This window comes from Vagococcus sp. WN89Y (genome assembly GCF_052220145.1).
GTDB lineage: Bacteria > Pseudomonadota > Gammaproteobacteria > Enterobacterales > Enterobacteriaceae > Kosakonia.
In genome coordinates this window covers 203,707-218,121 of the sequence record NZ_JBQPOM010000014.1, presented here as the reverse complement: position 1 = coordinate 218,121, position 14,415 = coordinate 203,707, and the positions used below count along the sequence as shown (strand labels likewise).

The following is a 14,415-nucleotide window of genomic DNA, read 5'->3' as shown; positions in this document are numbered from 1 at the left end:
CCTTATTACTATTTTTATTTTTTATTTAGCTTAATTTGTATAACGCTTATGCCTTCAAGCAACAGGCAGCAGCGAATACGTGGACAAATTTTATTAACCCAGTGATTTCAACACTTCTTTCGCACTGTCTGCCAACGAACTAATCGCACCACTTAACACTTTATTTAAGTTATCAAAGGTGCTGTTTGCCTGGCTATAACGTTGGGCGAAAGACTGCATATTGCTTTGAAACGCACTGCCTGCCGCGTTAAACGTAGCAAGCCAGGCCTGATAGCTGGCGGTAGAAACTTTGCTGTCTTTAATTCCGGAAGGCCCTGTGCCTTTTACAGAATTATACTGATCCATATTAAAAGAAATTTTGCCACTACTATCGACTTTAAATGCTGGCTCCAGAGTAGCAACCATACTTTCACGCTCTTCAGCGCTCATGCTTCCCCAGTTCTCTACGCTACCCAATGATTTATTAATTGAGTCTATTTTGGTATTAAAATTATTATAACCCGTATTCATCACACCAGAATCGAATTTAACATTATTCCCGTCATCGCCAGTAGATACAGCAGAGGAAGATGCCTTCTGGCAAGTTTCATTAAATGCTTCATACATTTCAGTGTATTTCTGCATCAGTGAAGCGTAAAAATCGACGTACTCAGTTTTAATCGTTGCCGTAGCAGCGGCAATTCTTGCCCACAAGTCTGCATAGCTGGTGCCGGTATCAATGGCGCTACTGCTGGTTTCAATAGCTTGATATTCCGCATTCAAACTCTGCAACTCACTTGCTGCTGTTTTTGTCTGCAGGACATCGTTTTTAACGGAGTAGCGCACTTTTTCAAGAGAAGCCGCAGTTTTATCGACCAGCGCTATCTGATCAGACATTGTTTTTTCTGCACCAATCTGCGGCTCTGTTTCCTGTGACGTAATATTATTGGCCTGGTAAGCTTCACCTAAAGACTCAAGAGCCGTAACGGTCTGGCTACTGACAGGTTCGTTATAAGAGGCTGGCGCAACAATCTTATCAATCAGGCTGAGCGCTTCTTTGAGATCTGATTCGAGGGTAGAAGTCATGGCTGCGTTTTGGTTAACCAGAGAGTTAGCGTTGACGTTGCTGTTATCCAGTGACATAAGTGCAGTGGAGTTGAATGTCGAGAGTTGAGTAATAAGCTCCATAAAATTTTCCTGTAGATGCAAGAAAAGCGGAGAAATATTCTCCGCTTTATATTGCTTTAAATTAATTACCGCATGCGTTCTGCTATAGAGGAAGCTGCGCTGTTGTTGTTGCTCAGCGTATTTTCGAGTACACGTTGCATTGCAGACTGAGTATCCGCAGCCTTCTTCGACGTCTGCTTATGCATATCAGCCACTTCATTGTTGACCGCCTGATCGGCACGTGCGATATCTGCCTGTTTGTTTTCTTCAGCAGCCTCTACACCGTAAGCGCCCTGAATCATGCCCTGAGCAGAGTGGTTTGCCTGGTTAGCCGCATCCCCAACTGCACGTGTACGCGTGGTATTCATCTGTTTAATGTTGTGAGCATCACGCAGTTCAGATGCATCGATCTGAGATTTAACATGCGGCTGATCGATAAGACCTTCAACGTTGCGATCAACCTGCTTACCTTTGCTGAGCAGACTGTCTGAACTGGATTTGAGCGCGCTCTGGTTCTGCATGCGACCCATATCAAGTTTGTTAGCGTTTTTAAGATTCGTATTAATAGAAGTCGATTCTTTATTAAGCGCTCTAACGTTAGCGAAGGTTGTGCCGCCCTGAAGAGCCATACCCATTACCCCACTGGTAATCGCCCCGGTCATGTTCTGCTGGGCAGCAGCAATTCCTTTATCTCCGGCGTGAATGGCAGAAGACATTGCACGGCTGGAAGCCAATGCAGATGATTTGTTGAATTCATTCTCAGCCTTGTTCAATACACTAACCAGCATATTGTTCAGCTCGAGAATTCTCGCATCTCCAAACAAGTTGGAGAATACAGGACCCGTACCTGTACCAGTGCCTTGAGCCGCAGTGATATCCGTACCGCCTTCTACCGCAGCCTGAGAGCGAACCGGAGTGGCTGAGGAAACAGCGGTAGTTGCCGTAGCTTCGGTTGAAGCCTTGCTGTTTTCGCCCACTTTGCTGCTTACCGGGTTAGCAGTCGCAGGTGCGCTGAACAGGGCTGCCGCAGTCGCTGCAATACGCTCGGACTTGTTAGCATCGCCGTTTTGCAAAGGCGCGGCGACCTGAGCCGCCACTTCTGCATTTTGCTGCTGCTGGCTTAATTTAGAATCCAGTGCATTTGATACAGTAGATGCAACCTGTTCCAGATCACGGGCATCGCCAGCGCTCACATTAGCAGACATCGCAACGATAGATTGTGATTGCTCCGCACTTAATTTCCCCCCGACAGGAAGAGAAAGTGCCGGAACTGCCTGATTGTCTGACATCAGGCTTTTACCGTTAAGTAGGGTGTTCATAACACCAGGCTGAGCTGCAAAATCAGCAAAAGCCTGGGCTGATGATTTAGTTACATCAGAAACTGTATTATCAGCAGTATCAAACTGCGCTGGAGCAAATTTAATACCAGAAAGAGAAGAATTAATTTCCATGAAATTTTGTATCCTGTAATTTTATGTTAATTTGCGAGAAAATATTTAACCGGCAACGGATGCCATTTGTCTGGTAATATATTTCCCAGCCTGCATTTGGTTTTCTGCAATAACAGAAATGTTCTGAATAATTGCATTCATCGTTTCCATACGATGAGTAAACGTATCCACAGCACGATCCATCATTTCATTAAGCAGAGACTGCAATGCGGCATCCTGCATCATTTTTGCTCTTGCTTTCGACGCTTCCACCATCATGTCTGCGGCAACGATACTTCCCGTAACCTGGATTGTGGTATTCAGCATTTGCCCACCGGCAACCGCCATCTGGCTACGCGTTGAAACCTGTGCCATTTTGGTTTCACTCATACCAATATTGCGACCAATACCCTGGCTCATCTTTTTAAGAGCCTGGCCAATGGTGCTGTCTAAAAGTTTTCTAATAATCGACTGCAGCGTCTTCTTGGCGACTTCTTCTGCTACTTCTTCGGCGACATCCTTTGCAATTTCAGTGGCTACGGTTTTCGCAACGTTGCTTGCAACCTGTTTTTCCACTTCAGTAGCGATGCTTTTACCTACAGCCTTGCTGGCTTCTTTCGCCACCGTCTTGCTGGTTTCAGCTGCAACATCCGCACCGAGTTTTTGCATCACGACGCCAGCGACTTTGCTCATTACGCTGCCTGCAACGAACACTGCGGCAACCAGGACTGCGGCGGCTGCGATCGCTCCCATGATCTGCCCGGCCATATCTGCAGATTCTTTATCTACACCAAAGGCCTGAAGGATCTCGGAAAACATTTTGCCGAATAGCTCCATTAACGGCTTCACAATGGCATCCATAAGAGGCTGCATAGCATCGGCCATAAAAGAGCGCCCACTTACCGCCTGGCTAATTTCGTCACCAATGGCCAGAGCCAAACCTACCGCCGCAAGCGCCAAAGATGCACCACCGGTAAAGGCTGCCGCTACAAAGCTCACTGCGGTAATCAGCCAGCCCAGTACTTTGCCAATACAGCCCATCGTTTTCTGCATCTCTTCGGCTTCACGAACTTGTTGTTCGTATTCTTCCGCTTTTTTCTGCGCGTCCTTCGCAGATGCTTCGGCCAGTTTCGCTTTTAGCTCAGCCGTAGCCTTAAGGTCTTCATTAGAGCTTTCGTTAATCAATTGAGACATCAACGCCATCAGGAAAGTCAGGCTTTTCGCTTCAGCGTCGGTCTCTTTACGTTTGGTCTCAATTACGACTTGCTGCTGTTTAGATACGCTGGAAATCATCACCACTGTCACAGTCTGGCTGTTTTTAAGCGCAGTTTCAGCATCAGTTACTGCCTGCGTGGCTGGGTTAAGCGTATTCTCAACATGATTGTCGTAAGCATTTTTCGCATTGGTTGCATTTGCCTGAGCAGTGGTTACGTCCTGCTTAGCCAGCGCGACTTTTTCTTTTAATTCTTTTGAATCCGGATCTTTTGCCGCTTCCGCTTCCAGATCGCTTAATTTATTTTTGGCATCAGTAAGCTTTGATTGCGCGGTATTGCTCTCTTTCAGCAGGGTATCAGCCTGCTTCTGGGCTTCTTGCAGCGCATCTTTCGCTTCTGCCAGTGCGATTCCTTGCTGTTCCAGTTGCTTTGCCATCGCCGTAAATGAGCTGACCGCACCGGACATCATCGCGTTAAAACTCTGCAACTTCCCTTGCAAACTCTCCAGAGTACTTTCAGAACTGAGCTGGGTAATTCTGCCCAGCAGAGCCGTCATCTGCGCAGCGTTCGAAAGCTTCGGCTCAGCGCTACGAGAAGCCATTTCCGGTGCTGCTTCAGAGAACATGCTTTGCGGAGAAAGCAGCTGAGGCAACTCTTCTTTTGTTAGGTTGACAGTTCCGCCCTGCCCGCTAATCGCATTGCCTGTATTTTTTAAAATTTTAAGTAGCTGCTCTGGCTGAAGCGTTTTAAAAGCCCCCTGGAGTTTTTCCAGCTGAGGGTGATTTTTTAATTCACTATTTCCTAAACGCTTTGCCTGATTGCTTTGTTTTTTTAATTCTAGCTCACTTGCTTCCAATCCAATTTTCAGATGGTCAAATGAATCATAACCATCAACACGCATACTCATTTATGACTCCTCATCAATTTTCTCCCGTAGAGAATCATCTGTCCCATCATTATTTATTTCGTTCAGTGCCGACAAATAATTCTGAGCTTTTTCGTTTAATTGTGAATCGCTGCATCGGTTAACTACAATTTCGAAACATTTCCGAGCTTGTTCTGCGCGACGCAGCATTAAATTGCATTGTCCGGCATAAAACATGGGTCGGAAATCATCTTTCGACAATGAATAGGCCAGTGCATAAAAATCAATTGCTTTCTGGTAGCTTTTTTTCAGCTGGTAAACTGCTGCAAGCCCCATCGCATATTCTGGATTATAAAAATCATAGATGCATAAAAAACGGAAAAGCGATTCAGCATCATTAAGTTTGCCATGATGATAAAAATCATAAGCTAGCTTATAAACGTCGTGCATGGTTTCGTTAGAAACGCCGTGCACATCTTTAAGCGTTGCACCATTCTGAATCGCCTCAAGCAGGTTCTCAGAATAAGCCTCAATTTCACTCTCATCCGGTGTAACACCATCATTAAGAGAGTTGATAGTATCTTTATAAGTCATTGCTACCTCGTACATTATTAATTAAATAGGTTAGATACATTTTTAATTAACCCGGATGCACACAGTACAGAGGATGGTAGAATCATACTGTCGGGAACCGGGAGTTAATATAAAAAAACCGTACTGCATACATCACCGAGCGTTATCACTTGGCGAATTTTCGTTCACTTCTGCATCATTTTTTGCAGGAATTTCTTCACGAACTGGCAACTCCATCCCTGCCGTTTCAACCTGACGCAACCAGATGAGTATGTTCATTACTTCCATCAACGCGTCATCATTCAGCGAGATAAAGCTGTACTGGCTATAGGTATGGTAAAGCTGGCGTGCAAGCGGAATGTAACGCACCACAGGTACACCAATCTTTTCTGCATAAGCAATAGCCGCTCTTGCTTTCTGGTTAGTTACGCGAAGAGCGATAAATGGTAGTGATGCCACTTCCGGATTAAAATAAATTGCAATCGCAATGTGTGTGGGGTTAGCCATGACCACTTCAGAGTTTCTGATAGCTGCCATTTCTTCCCCGGAAAGTATTTCATGATGGGCACGGCGCCGGGCGCTTTTAATCTCAGGGTTGCCATCACTTTCTTTACGTTCCTGTTTCACTTCATGTTTATCCATTTTCAAATCCTTGAAATGGAGGAAATACTCGACCAGGAAATCAGCAATTAAAACAAACGCTGAGCAGCCGATAAATACAATTATTGCTTTAACCGTTAACGCTACCCAGTGTGAGATTAAATCTGCTATGCCGCCATTATAAACAGCCATAGCTTCTCGGAGATCGTTATGAATTAATAGATAACAAGTCCACGCGAAAACAATCACATAACAAACGGCTTTCACTAACTCTTTTACCGTACGCATGCTGAATATTTTTTTAACCCCCTCGACAGGGTTTAACGCTTTGAAATTCAGCTTAATTGCCTCTGTCGCAATGGTAAACCGCGTTTGCACTAATGTAGCTGCAATACCGACCACACAACAGACAGCAATAAAAGGAAGCGATATTTCAAAAAACACCCGCGCTAACGATACTAAAAAGTCATTAATACTGATCCCGGTACCGCGTTGCAAAACTTGCATGTAAAGTTCAATAAAACTTTTAAAACTTAGAGCATTAGCTAAGAAATAAATACCGATCAACAAGATAAGTGTAGTGATGAGATCTTTGCTTTTAAATGTTTGACCTTTTTTGGCTGAGTCTCTGCGCCGTTTGTCGGTAGGTTGTTCTGTTTTTTCTGCCATTAATATGCACTCCGGTCAGGAAAAAAAGTGTTGAAACGTTGCGCTGGAGAACATCTGCAAAGGTTTCCCTGCCATCGCCTGGAAGCCATAAAACATGAAAATGGCGAAAGCAATAAAACTTTTAATTGTTAACGATAAGGAAAACGGGTTGAGCTGAGGGCAATAACGGGCAAATACACCAAGTAATATTTCAGCAATCATCATGACAATGAGCACAGGGCCCGCCAGGATAATGCATCCCTGCATTATAGCAATAAGCAGATCACCGGCTTTTTCCCCATGTAATGCGAACAAGTCGCCACCGCGAGGAATGACCTGATAACTAGCTACCATTGCCTCAAGCAGCGTGCGCATGCCTCCGCTTAAAAAGAAAATGGCACCAAAGGCGAAATTAAGGAAACCAGATAAGATTGAACTTTGCACACCATTAACTGGGTCTATACTGTCACTGATTGTCGCGCCTCGTTGGTTATCCAGTATCTCCCCAAGTCCAATAATCACCCAAAAAGGAACACATAAAGTCATTGCGAGCATTAACCCTACAACAAACTCTTTAACCAGGAGAATAAACCATCCTTGTTCAGGAATAATAACGTGATCAAAGCATGGCCACAGGCCAATAATCGTCAGCGCAACGACAGTATTCTTAATAATCAAATTTGACATTACCCGGTCACCTAAGGCAGGCAACATATAAAATACAATCGCCAGCCGGGCATAGGCCATGACAAAAGTGATCACGCTGTGTTCGAAATTAAGGTAAAGGGCAATAAACAGCATAATATTACCGTGTTAACGAAAGGCCATCATGAAAGCCTCGGTCGCAAAATTCATCATTTCGGCGGAGAACCACTCAAGTAACATAAAAATACTGGCAAATACTGCTAACATTTTCAGGCCGAAAGGCAGTGTTTGCTCCTGAATTTGCATTACTGTCTGGAAAAGACCAACAATAATACCCACGATTGTTGCAAAAGCGATAGGAACTGCCGCTAATTTCAAAACAACCAGTAGCGCCGTGTTGCCAATAAATAAAACATTATTCATGTCATAATCAGATCGGCATATTGTGCGATCAGCCCTTTAGTTAATAAACTCCAGCCATTCATGGCCACGAATAAGAGCAATTTAATTGGAATAGAAATGGTCACTGGGCTCATCATCATCATACCTAATGCCAACAATATGCTGGAAACCACCATGTCAATAACGACAAAGGGTACATAAAGGTAGAATGCAATTTTAAAAGCACTTTGGATTTCGCTCAGTGCATAAGCTGGCATCAACGTCATTAATGACAGCGAGCTTAACTCATGATCTTCTACTTGCGGAGCAGGCTCACCTATACGTTGCTGCTGTACTTTGTTGAAGTAGCGAATTAAATCATGATCAGAATAACGCACCAGGTAATCACGATAGCTGACTAATCCCTCGTCCATTAACTGACTTACCGAGCCTGTATCATTGAAATCAATATGGTTAGCTTCGATATAACTCGAAATTTGCTGGCATACCGGAGCCATAACGAAAGCGCTCAGGATCAAAGCGATGCCATTCAGCGTGAGCGTGGAAGGTACTTGCTGAATACCAAGCGCATTTCGCACCATGATCAGAACAATAGAAAATTTAATAAAGCAGGTTCCGCCAGCTACGATAAAGGGCAGTAATGTAAAAAACGAAAGAACCGCAATTAAAGAAATATCATTGCTCAGCATCAGAGTAACCCGATTCCCCAACCTTGCCCGGGTTGATCTGATTGACTTCTACCGCCAGTGCTCCACTTTCCAGAGCAACCAGTTCGCCTAAAGCGAAAAGTTTTCTGTTCAGATAAATTTTAATTTTATGTTCTGCGCCAGCGGTAATCGGTAAGGCTACGCCTGGCCTGATCTCTTCTAACTCAGCAAGAGTGACCGTATTGCTATCCAGTACATATTCAATATCAACAGGTAACGACGTCCACTCCAGCAGGGTTTCTTCCTCTGGCTGATAAACGTCCATCTCGTCACGATACGACTCTTCCACAATAACTCCTTGATTTTCTATATGATTAAAGCTAAATAGCCGACGTTTTCCGATATTTATGCTCGGGGCATAGTCAGCGATAATTAACAGGTCTCCGATGGCCACCCCGGCAAGCACAGAAAGCGGTAACTGGCTGTGCCCCAACACGTAACGTACGTTAAATGGCAGTTCGGTTAACGAGACCCCTTCTTGCTGCATGGCTTCGTTACTGACAGGCCAGTCGATACATAAAAGCGAGCTTGGCTGCGCGGGGAGCTGAAGCAGAGTTTCCGGTAAGTGATCAGAAGGCAGAGCAATGCCCTGTACGTCCCATACAATATCTTCCACCAAAAAGCTGAGCTGCAAATTGTTCAGCCAACGCGCAAGGTAGCTCAAAGGCACGTCCTGCCAGGGAATGCCCGGAAGGTGCATGTCCATCTTCTGCAACCAGCTGTCAATATTGATAAAGGCGTCGGTTTCCACACCCTGTTCGTCGCTCATGTGCATTTGCAGATAGCGCTCCTCGGGTTTAACCTCCACGATTTCACTTTCAGGATGCTGAAGCCGCAATTGCTCCAGCGCTGTATGCTCCTGATTTATCAAACGCAGATGATGCCGCAAACTCATTCTTGTTCCTCTTCCTGCGCATTATGTTGACGCTGCCGTTCACGTTCTTCTGAATCATGCTGCGCGTGGTAAAGCTCCTGGGCGGGTTCAGGTGACTGTGCGGTCATACGTGCAGAATTGTCCACTGTACGCGGATCGGTAACTGCCAAAGCAGTGTGGAGCACCTCAGCCTTCTGCCCCGGCAACTGCGAAATATGGCGAGAAAGCGCATCTGCCGCACGCGTGTCCGAAGGTTGCATGGTAATTTTGCTATCGCCTCTGATATCCGTAGGGATCGACACTTTTACTGAATGATCGCCGGACCAGCGTTGGAACTGATAGTTAAGATCCATCGACTGTTTTTCTTTAACCTCACCACTAGCGGCCTGCGTGTTAACAGTTTGAACCGGCACTTTTTCACTTCGTGCAGCGGTTTCGTTACGTGGCGCGCCAGAGGATGCAGCTTCAGAAAATTGCATAGTTGCTGCCTGACCACGATGCATTAAGGCAGCATCGGTTACATCGCTTTGCGCTGCGGCTAAATCAGCCTCAATCTGGCGCGAGGAGAGTGAACGGATTCTTTCAGAAGCGTCCTCCATGCCCTGGACGGAAGCTTTGTTTAGCGTTCCAGACTGAGCGCTAACGTTCGCCAATGCCGCTGCTACCGCTTTGTCATGTGATTTTGCTGTGCTCTCGCTTACAGAGACGTTATCTTTTGATAGCGCGGAATCATGAGGTGATTTAACTCCTGCACTATGCTGGCCAGCCGCGGCTAAGATTTTCTTACGCAGCGCTTTATCACTGGTTTCTTCCAGCAATAAATGACTCAGCGATTGTTTTGCATTTGCAGTGACCAATGCATCCGTTGACTTTGTTCCGCCACCATGGGTAGCACTATTGTTTAGCAACTGGGGGATATGACCGAGAACAACTGCAGCCATGTCATGCATATCGGCAGGTTTTTTATCTTTTTTCTTTTTATTAATAAGATCTAAAAAATCATTTTTATCAGACGATACGTCAATTTCAGCGATAGACTTTGCTATGCTTTCAGAAACTTTTTCTACCATAGCCGGCTATCTCCTGTATTTCATTTTCGGCATTGTTATCAAGACGGCGTAAATGCTCACGCCGTAGCTGCTGTAAATAAAAAGTTAATTTATAGTGTCTTTTATCCAACACATTCATTGCTGTACGAAGCTGTTCAAGTTTGTCTTCAGTAGCGTATTTCTCATCTTCCAGCTGAGTTATTTTTTGAATAACGATTTGCTGGTGCGAGATCAACGCCCCCTGACGACGTATCCCCTTATATATATCGGCCTGGGATAACACGCCTGAAGGGGTTAAAAGTTTTATTTGCTGATTAATAAAGGTACTTTCTTGTTGATATTGAGCGATTAATATTTTTATTTGATTAAGTTGACTCTCCGTTTTGGCAATATTGCCCTGAAGAATCTCCTGTTTACGCTCCAGCATTCGTACAAAACCGGTTCCTCTACGCCACGCATCCATGTAAACCGTCCAGACAAGTCAGCATATCCGTTTTATGCGCCATATCCTGTTTAAGAAACGCTTCCATCACACTTTTCTTATCAAAGGCGGCATCATTTTCAGGGTTTTCGCCACGGCGATACTCCCCGAGGTCAATGTAAAGCTGCATTTCTTTCTGGCGAACCAGGCGTTCACGAAAACTCTTTGCCAACTGCTGATGAGGTGTCTCCGTGACCTGCTGAAACACACGGCTGATACTTTGCAAAACGTCGATCGCCGGATAATGCCCCTGTGCGGCAAGTTTTTTACTCAGGTAAATATGACCATCAAGAATAGAGCGAACCTCATCACCAATGACGTCCGGCTCCTCTTCATTCTCAATCAATACCGTATAAAAGGCGGTGATTGACCCGGTCAGAAAACGGCCAGGGCGTTCGAGTAGTTTTGGCAGCGTCTCAAACACCGATGCGGGATAGCCACGTCGAGCCGGCAGTTCACCCATACTTAACGCCACGTCGCGCAACGCGCGAGCATAACGCGTTATTGAATCGACGAATAACAATACGTTCTTGCCCTGCTCAGCGAAATATTCAGCTACCGTTGTTGCAATTTGCGCAGCGTTACAGCGCTCCACAGCAGAGCGATCGGAAGTTGCATATACCAGTACAATCTGTGCATTACGCGATGAGCGTCTCAGTTCTTCAACAAATTCCGTAACCTCACGACCACGCTCACCAATCAATCCAATTACATAGATATCTGCTTCAGAATGCTCAATTATCATGCTCATCAATGAGGTTTTACCGCAGCCTGCTGCTGCGAAGATCCCCATACGCTGCCCTTTCCCGCAGGTGAGCAAACCATCAATCGCCCGAACTCCTGTGGATAGCGGCTCTGCGATCGGTTTACGTTGAGTAAAGTCTCGCGGTTCACCGACAGCTTCGAGACTGATAGCCCCAGTTAATGGGGCAACAGGGTTATCATCCAGCCGACCGCGAACGGTCCCGGTCGCATCAATGATAGCACCAGCGATATTTTCGCTAACATCGATACGGAACGGTTTACCGGTGGGCAACAACACATTACTGCGAGAAAAGCCCTGGTTATCATTGAGCAAACTCAGCAATGTATGTTCTTTGTTGAAGCCGATGACCTGCGCGAAGCCTAATACTTCAGGCTCAAGAAGCGATCGTTGAATTTCACAAATTTCACCAATTTTTGTTCCCGGTAAATGCGCTTCGATCACATTACCCTGGATACGTAATGGGTGAGCGAGGTGAACAATACATTGCGCAACCATCTTTTCTTCCGCCGTAATTAAGCTAAAACAGAACGATAGTCTTGCAGGATCGTCAAATAGTGATCCAGCATCGACATGAATGCATCTGGAGATTCCAGGTGCTTCTCTTTAACCTGAGCACGCAGTTCAAGCGTACCGTCAACAGGATATAAGCAAGGTTGACCGCAATAGAACACTTCTTCGTTATAATTGAACATTACAGGGAAAAGGTTTGCGCTGGAGTAAGCTAAAGTTGACGGGTTGTAATCACCCAGTTTTGCCCATACCCATACATCATCCTCTTCACTTTTAATATGAATAGTCGGAATATCATTCTTCATATTCAAAGAAATAGTGGAGTGATTGCTCAAATCTTTATCAATAATGTCGCCCATACCAGCATCACTAAGAATGGAGGACAACAGTGCTACTAAATCATATTTCATTTTTTACCTCAAATTAGTTTTCAAGTGAACCAATAACATCGACTTCTACACCGCTGGAAACTTCAGCAAAAGAAAGTACTTCCATTTCCGGGTAGCTGCCTTCAACAATTTTCTTAACAAAACGACGGATATCGAGGGATACCATCAAAATAATATCTCGTGCGCTTACACCATTCGTTTGAAGTGCTTCATCTACACATTTAATTATGGCTTCCGTTTCCGGCGGGGGTAGATTGATAAAGGTACCAGCAGAAGTCTGGCGAATACCACCGCGAATATTGTTTTCCATTTCATGAGACATGACCAATGTTCTGATACGCCCATGTGCGGAAAAACGGCTTGAAATATAACGAGCTAACACGCCACGCACATGCTCAACCAGCATAATTGGATCTTTTTCTTTCGGTGCCCATTGTACTAATGCTTCCAGAATCAAGCGCATATTCCTAATTGAAATACGTTCCTGCAGCAGACGCTGAAACACCTCAGTGATGCGCTGGACGGTATTATTCCTGTAGCACTCTTTTAATAACTCTGGATATTTACCTTCCAGATCATCAAGGAGTGTTTTAGCTTCCTGAATACCAAAGAATTCAGAAATGTTATGTACCAATAAACCAGATACGCATGCATAAAATTCATCCACGGCACTTCGGGTATAATAACCAAGCTGCAGTGCCTTCTCGCTGCGATCCTCAGGTAACCAATATGCGTTGCCCTGGGGGGTTTCAATCATTTGAACTGTTTCATCAATAATTTGCAGCTCTTCACCGCGCATTAAGATTTTGCTCATTCCAGGTAAAATATTGTAGCTCGCCACCTGAATTTCGTTGATTGCAACCGTTAATATTCCGCGGCTAACATTCTCGTCATAGTTCATCACCAGGTCGGGTAAACGCACACCATATTCGACAAAGAAGTTACGTTTCAGTAGTGAAGAGAGGTTATGCTCTTTGAAATACTCTTCGTAACCCTTCCACGCAGTAATAATCAACGGGATTGTTTCGGGAATATACTCGCCATCGATCACTACTGGTTTGCTTTTCACGGCGGGCTTCTCTTCTTCCAGCTCGTGCGCGCCCTGCGACTTGATCCCTTTCTTTTCATCATATTTATGCTTAATGAACATTCCTACCAGAATCATCGCAAGCACGACAAAAACCGGAAGGGGGAAGCCGGGTAACAGGCCTAAACCAACGGCCAGGATCGCAGTGATAACCAGTATGAATTTATTCGAGAACAAATCCTGAAGGATTTTTGAACCCAGGTTGTCATTCTCGCTGTTATTCACGCGGGTTACGATCAAACCACCACTGATAGAGATCAGCAGCGCCGGGATTTGCGCAACCAGCGCATCACCAATAGTCAAGAGCGTAAAGACCGACATTGCATGAGAAAGATCCATACCATGCTGCAACACACCGACTGTAATCCCACCCAGGAGGTTTACGAAAATGATGATTATCCCGGCGATAGCATCGCCTTTGATAAACTTCATTGCCCCATCCAGGGCACCATACAGTTGGCTTTCTGCTTCTAAATCGCTACGGCGTCGTTTAACCTCTTTCTCATCAATAACACCGGCTTTGAGATCGGCATCGATACTCATTTGTTTACCAGGCATTGCGTCCAGAGAGAAGCGTGCGGCGACTTCTGCAATACGCTCAGAACCTTTGGTGATTACGATAAATTGGACAACGGTGACGATGAAGAAGATTACGAAACCCACTACCAGGTTATCTGCGATAACAAAATCACCGAAGCTGGCAATGATCTCCCCTGCGTCAGCATCCATTAATACCAGACGGCTGGTACTAATTGAGATAGCGAGACGAAAAATAGTCGTGATCAATAGAATCGATGGAAATGTCGAAAATTCAAGAACTCTTTGGATATAAAAAGAACCCAGGAATATCAACAAGGACATCGTCAAATTAAGGCCGATTAAAAAGTCAATCAGCCATGTTGGTAATGGAATGATCAACATAACCACTACCATTACCATGATTACTAAAATAATCAGCTCTGGTCTGGAGCGGATTTGAGAAATAAATTTCTGCAGCATATTAATTAACACATAATTCAGTAATAAATA

Annotated in this window: 14 protein-coding genes; all 14 read right to left on the bottom strand. The window is 44.9% G+C overall.

What is annotated here, in order from left to right; translation table 11 throughout:
* Positions 1-93: 93 nt before the first annotated feature.
* The 14 genes from ACTU3N_RS05050 to ACTU3N_RS04985 all read right to left on the bottom strand — a co-directional run bounded on the left by ACTU3N_RS05050 (position 94) and on the right by ACTU3N_RS04985 (position 14,397).
* Positions 94-1,167, bottom strand: coding sequence for an IpaD/SipD/SspD family type III secretion system needle tip protein (locus tag ACTU3N_RS05050; RefSeq protein ID WP_443085043.1), 1,074 nt, complete (start codon positions 1,165-1,167; stop codon positions 94-96).
* Positions 1,168-1,232: 65 nt separating this feature from the next.
* A complete protein-coding gene (locus ACTU3N_RS05045) occupies positions 1,233-2,597 on the bottom strand; it encodes a hypothetical protein (protein WP_443085042.1) in 1,365 nt (454 codons plus the stop codon).
* A gap of 45 nt (positions 2,598-2,642) precedes the next feature.
* Positions 2,643-4,697: a type III secretion system translocon subunit SctE gene (gene sctE / locus ACTU3N_RS05040; protein WP_443085041.1), complete on the bottom strand. Its 2,055-nt coding sequence runs from the start codon at positions 4,695-4,697 to the stop codon at positions 2,643-2,645.
* Positions 4,698-5,249 carry a type III secretion system translocator chaperone SicA gene (gene sicA / locus ACTU3N_RS05035; protein ID WP_443085040.1) on the bottom strand — a complete coding sequence of 184 codons (552 nt, stop codon included), beginning with the start codon at positions 5,247-5,249 and terminating at the stop codon, positions 4,698-4,700.
* A 132-nt stretch (positions 5,250-5,381) separates the two neighbouring features.
* Positions 5,382-6,497 carry an EscU/YscU/HrcU family type III secretion system export apparatus switch protein gene (locus ACTU3N_RS05030; RefSeq protein ID WP_443085039.1) on the bottom strand — a complete coding sequence of 372 codons (1,116 nt, stop codon included), beginning with the start codon at positions 6,495-6,497 and terminating at the stop codon, positions 5,382-5,384.
* 15 nt (positions 6,498-6,512) lie between these two features.
* Entirely contained in the window at positions 6,513-7,277 is a 765-nt protein-coding gene (gene sctT / locus ACTU3N_RS05025) for a type III secretion system export apparatus subunit SctT (protein ID WP_443085038.1), read from the bottom strand.
* A 12-nt stretch (positions 7,278-7,289) separates the two neighbouring features.
* Positions 7,290-7,544, bottom strand: coding sequence for a type III secretion system export apparatus subunit SctS (gene sctS, locus ACTU3N_RS05020; protein ID WP_443085037.1), 255 nt, complete (start codon positions 7,542-7,544; stop codon positions 7,290-7,292).
* Entirely contained in the window at positions 7,541-8,212 is a 672-nt protein-coding gene (locus ACTU3N_RS05015) for an EscR/YscR/HrcR family type III secretion system export apparatus protein (protein WP_443085036.1), read from the bottom strand. The genes sctS and ACTU3N_RS05015 overlap by 4 nt, the downstream gene beginning before the upstream one ends.
* Positions 8,199-9,125: a FliM/FliN family flagellar motor switch protein gene (locus tag ACTU3N_RS05010; protein ID WP_443085035.1), complete on the bottom strand. Its 927-nt coding sequence runs from the start codon at positions 9,123-9,125 to the stop codon at positions 8,199-8,201. The genes ACTU3N_RS05015 and ACTU3N_RS05010 overlap by 14 nt, the downstream gene beginning before the upstream one ends.
* A complete protein-coding gene (locus ACTU3N_RS05005; RefSeq protein ID WP_443085034.1) occupies positions 9,122-10,174 on the bottom strand; it encodes a SpaN/EivJ family type III secretion system needle length determinant in 1,053 nt (350 codons plus the stop codon). Before ACTU3N_RS05005 ends, ACTU3N_RS05010 begins: the two co-directional genes overlap by 4 nt.
* Complete coding sequence (locus ACTU3N_RS05000; RefSeq protein WP_443085033.1) at positions 10,155-10,616, bottom strand: hypothetical protein; 462 nt, start codon at positions 10,614-10,616, stop codon at positions 10,155-10,157. Before ACTU3N_RS05000 ends, ACTU3N_RS05005 begins: the two co-directional genes overlap by 20 nt.
* Positions 10,600-11,895, bottom strand: a complete 1,296-nt coding sequence (sctN, locus tag ACTU3N_RS04995) for a type III secretion system ATPase SctN (protein ID WP_443085032.1) — start codon at positions 11,893-11,895, stop codon at positions 10,600-10,602. Before sctN ends, ACTU3N_RS05000 begins: the two co-directional genes overlap by 17 nt.
* 17 nt (positions 11,896-11,912) lie before the next feature.
* Positions 11,913-12,320 carry a hypothetical protein gene (locus ACTU3N_RS04990; RefSeq protein ID WP_443085031.1) on the bottom strand — a complete coding sequence of 136 codons (408 nt, stop codon included), beginning with the start codon at positions 12,318-12,320 and terminating at the stop codon, positions 11,913-11,915.
* A gap of 13 nt (positions 12,321-12,333) precedes the next feature.
* Positions 12,334-14,397, bottom strand: a complete 2,064-nt coding sequence (locus ACTU3N_RS04985; protein ID WP_443085030.1) for an EscV/YscV/HrcV family type III secretion system export apparatus protein — start codon at positions 14,395-14,397, stop codon at positions 12,334-12,336.
* Positions 14,398-14,415 lie beyond the last annotated feature (18 nt).

What these genes read in the sequence shown, in the direction of transcription:
- ACTU3N_RS05050 (WP_443085043.1), bottom strand. Translation starts at nt 1,167, where the DNA reads ATGGAGCTTATTACTCAACTCTCGACATTCAACTCCACTGCACTTATG.
- ACTU3N_RS05045 (WP_443085042.1), bottom strand. Translation starts at nt 2,597, where the DNA reads ATGGAAATTAATTCTTCTCTTTCTGGTATTAAATTTGCTCCAGCGCAG.
- sctE (WP_443085041.1), bottom strand. Translation starts at nt 4,697, where the DNA reads ATGAGTATGCGTGTTGATGGTTATGATTCATTTGACCATCTGAAAATT.
- sicA (WP_443085040.1), bottom strand. Translation starts at nt 5,249, where the DNA reads ATGACTTATAAAGATACTATCAACTCTCTTAATGATGGTGTTACACCG.
- ACTU3N_RS05030 (WP_443085039.1), bottom strand. Translation starts at nt 6,497, where the DNA reads ATGGCAGAAAAAACAGAACAACCTACCGACAAACGGCGCAGAGACTCA.
- sctT (WP_443085038.1), bottom strand. Translation starts at nt 7,277, where the DNA reads ATGCTGTTTATTGCCCTTTACCTTAATTTCGAACACAGCGTGATCACT.
- sctS (WP_443085037.1), bottom strand. Translation starts at nt 7,544, where the DNA reads ATGAATAATGTTTTATTTATTGGCAACACGGCGCTACTGGTTGTTTTG.
- ACTU3N_RS05015 (WP_443085036.1), bottom strand. Translation starts at nt 8,212, where the DNA reads ATGCTGAGCAATGATATTTCTTTAATTGCGGTTCTTTCGTTTTTTACA.
- ACTU3N_RS05010 (WP_443085035.1), bottom strand. Translation starts at nt 9,125, where the DNA reads ATGAGTTTGCGGCATCATCTGCGTTTGATAAATCAGGAGCATACAGCG.
- ACTU3N_RS05005 (WP_443085034.1), bottom strand. Translation starts at nt 10,174, where the DNA reads ATGGTAGAAAAAGTTTCTGAAAGCATAGCAAAGTCTATCGCTGAAATT.
- ACTU3N_RS05000 (WP_443085033.1), bottom strand. Translation starts at nt 10,616, where the DNA reads ATGGATGCGTGGCGTAGAGGAACCGGTTTTGTACGAATGCTGGAGCGT.
- sctN (WP_443085032.1), bottom strand. Translation starts at nt 11,895, where the DNA reads ATGGTTGCGCAATGTATTGTTCACCTCGCTCACCCATTACGTATCCAG.
- ACTU3N_RS04990 (WP_443085031.1), bottom strand. Translation starts at nt 12,320, where the DNA reads ATGAAATATGATTTAGTAGCACTGTTGTCCTCCATTCTTAGTGATGCT.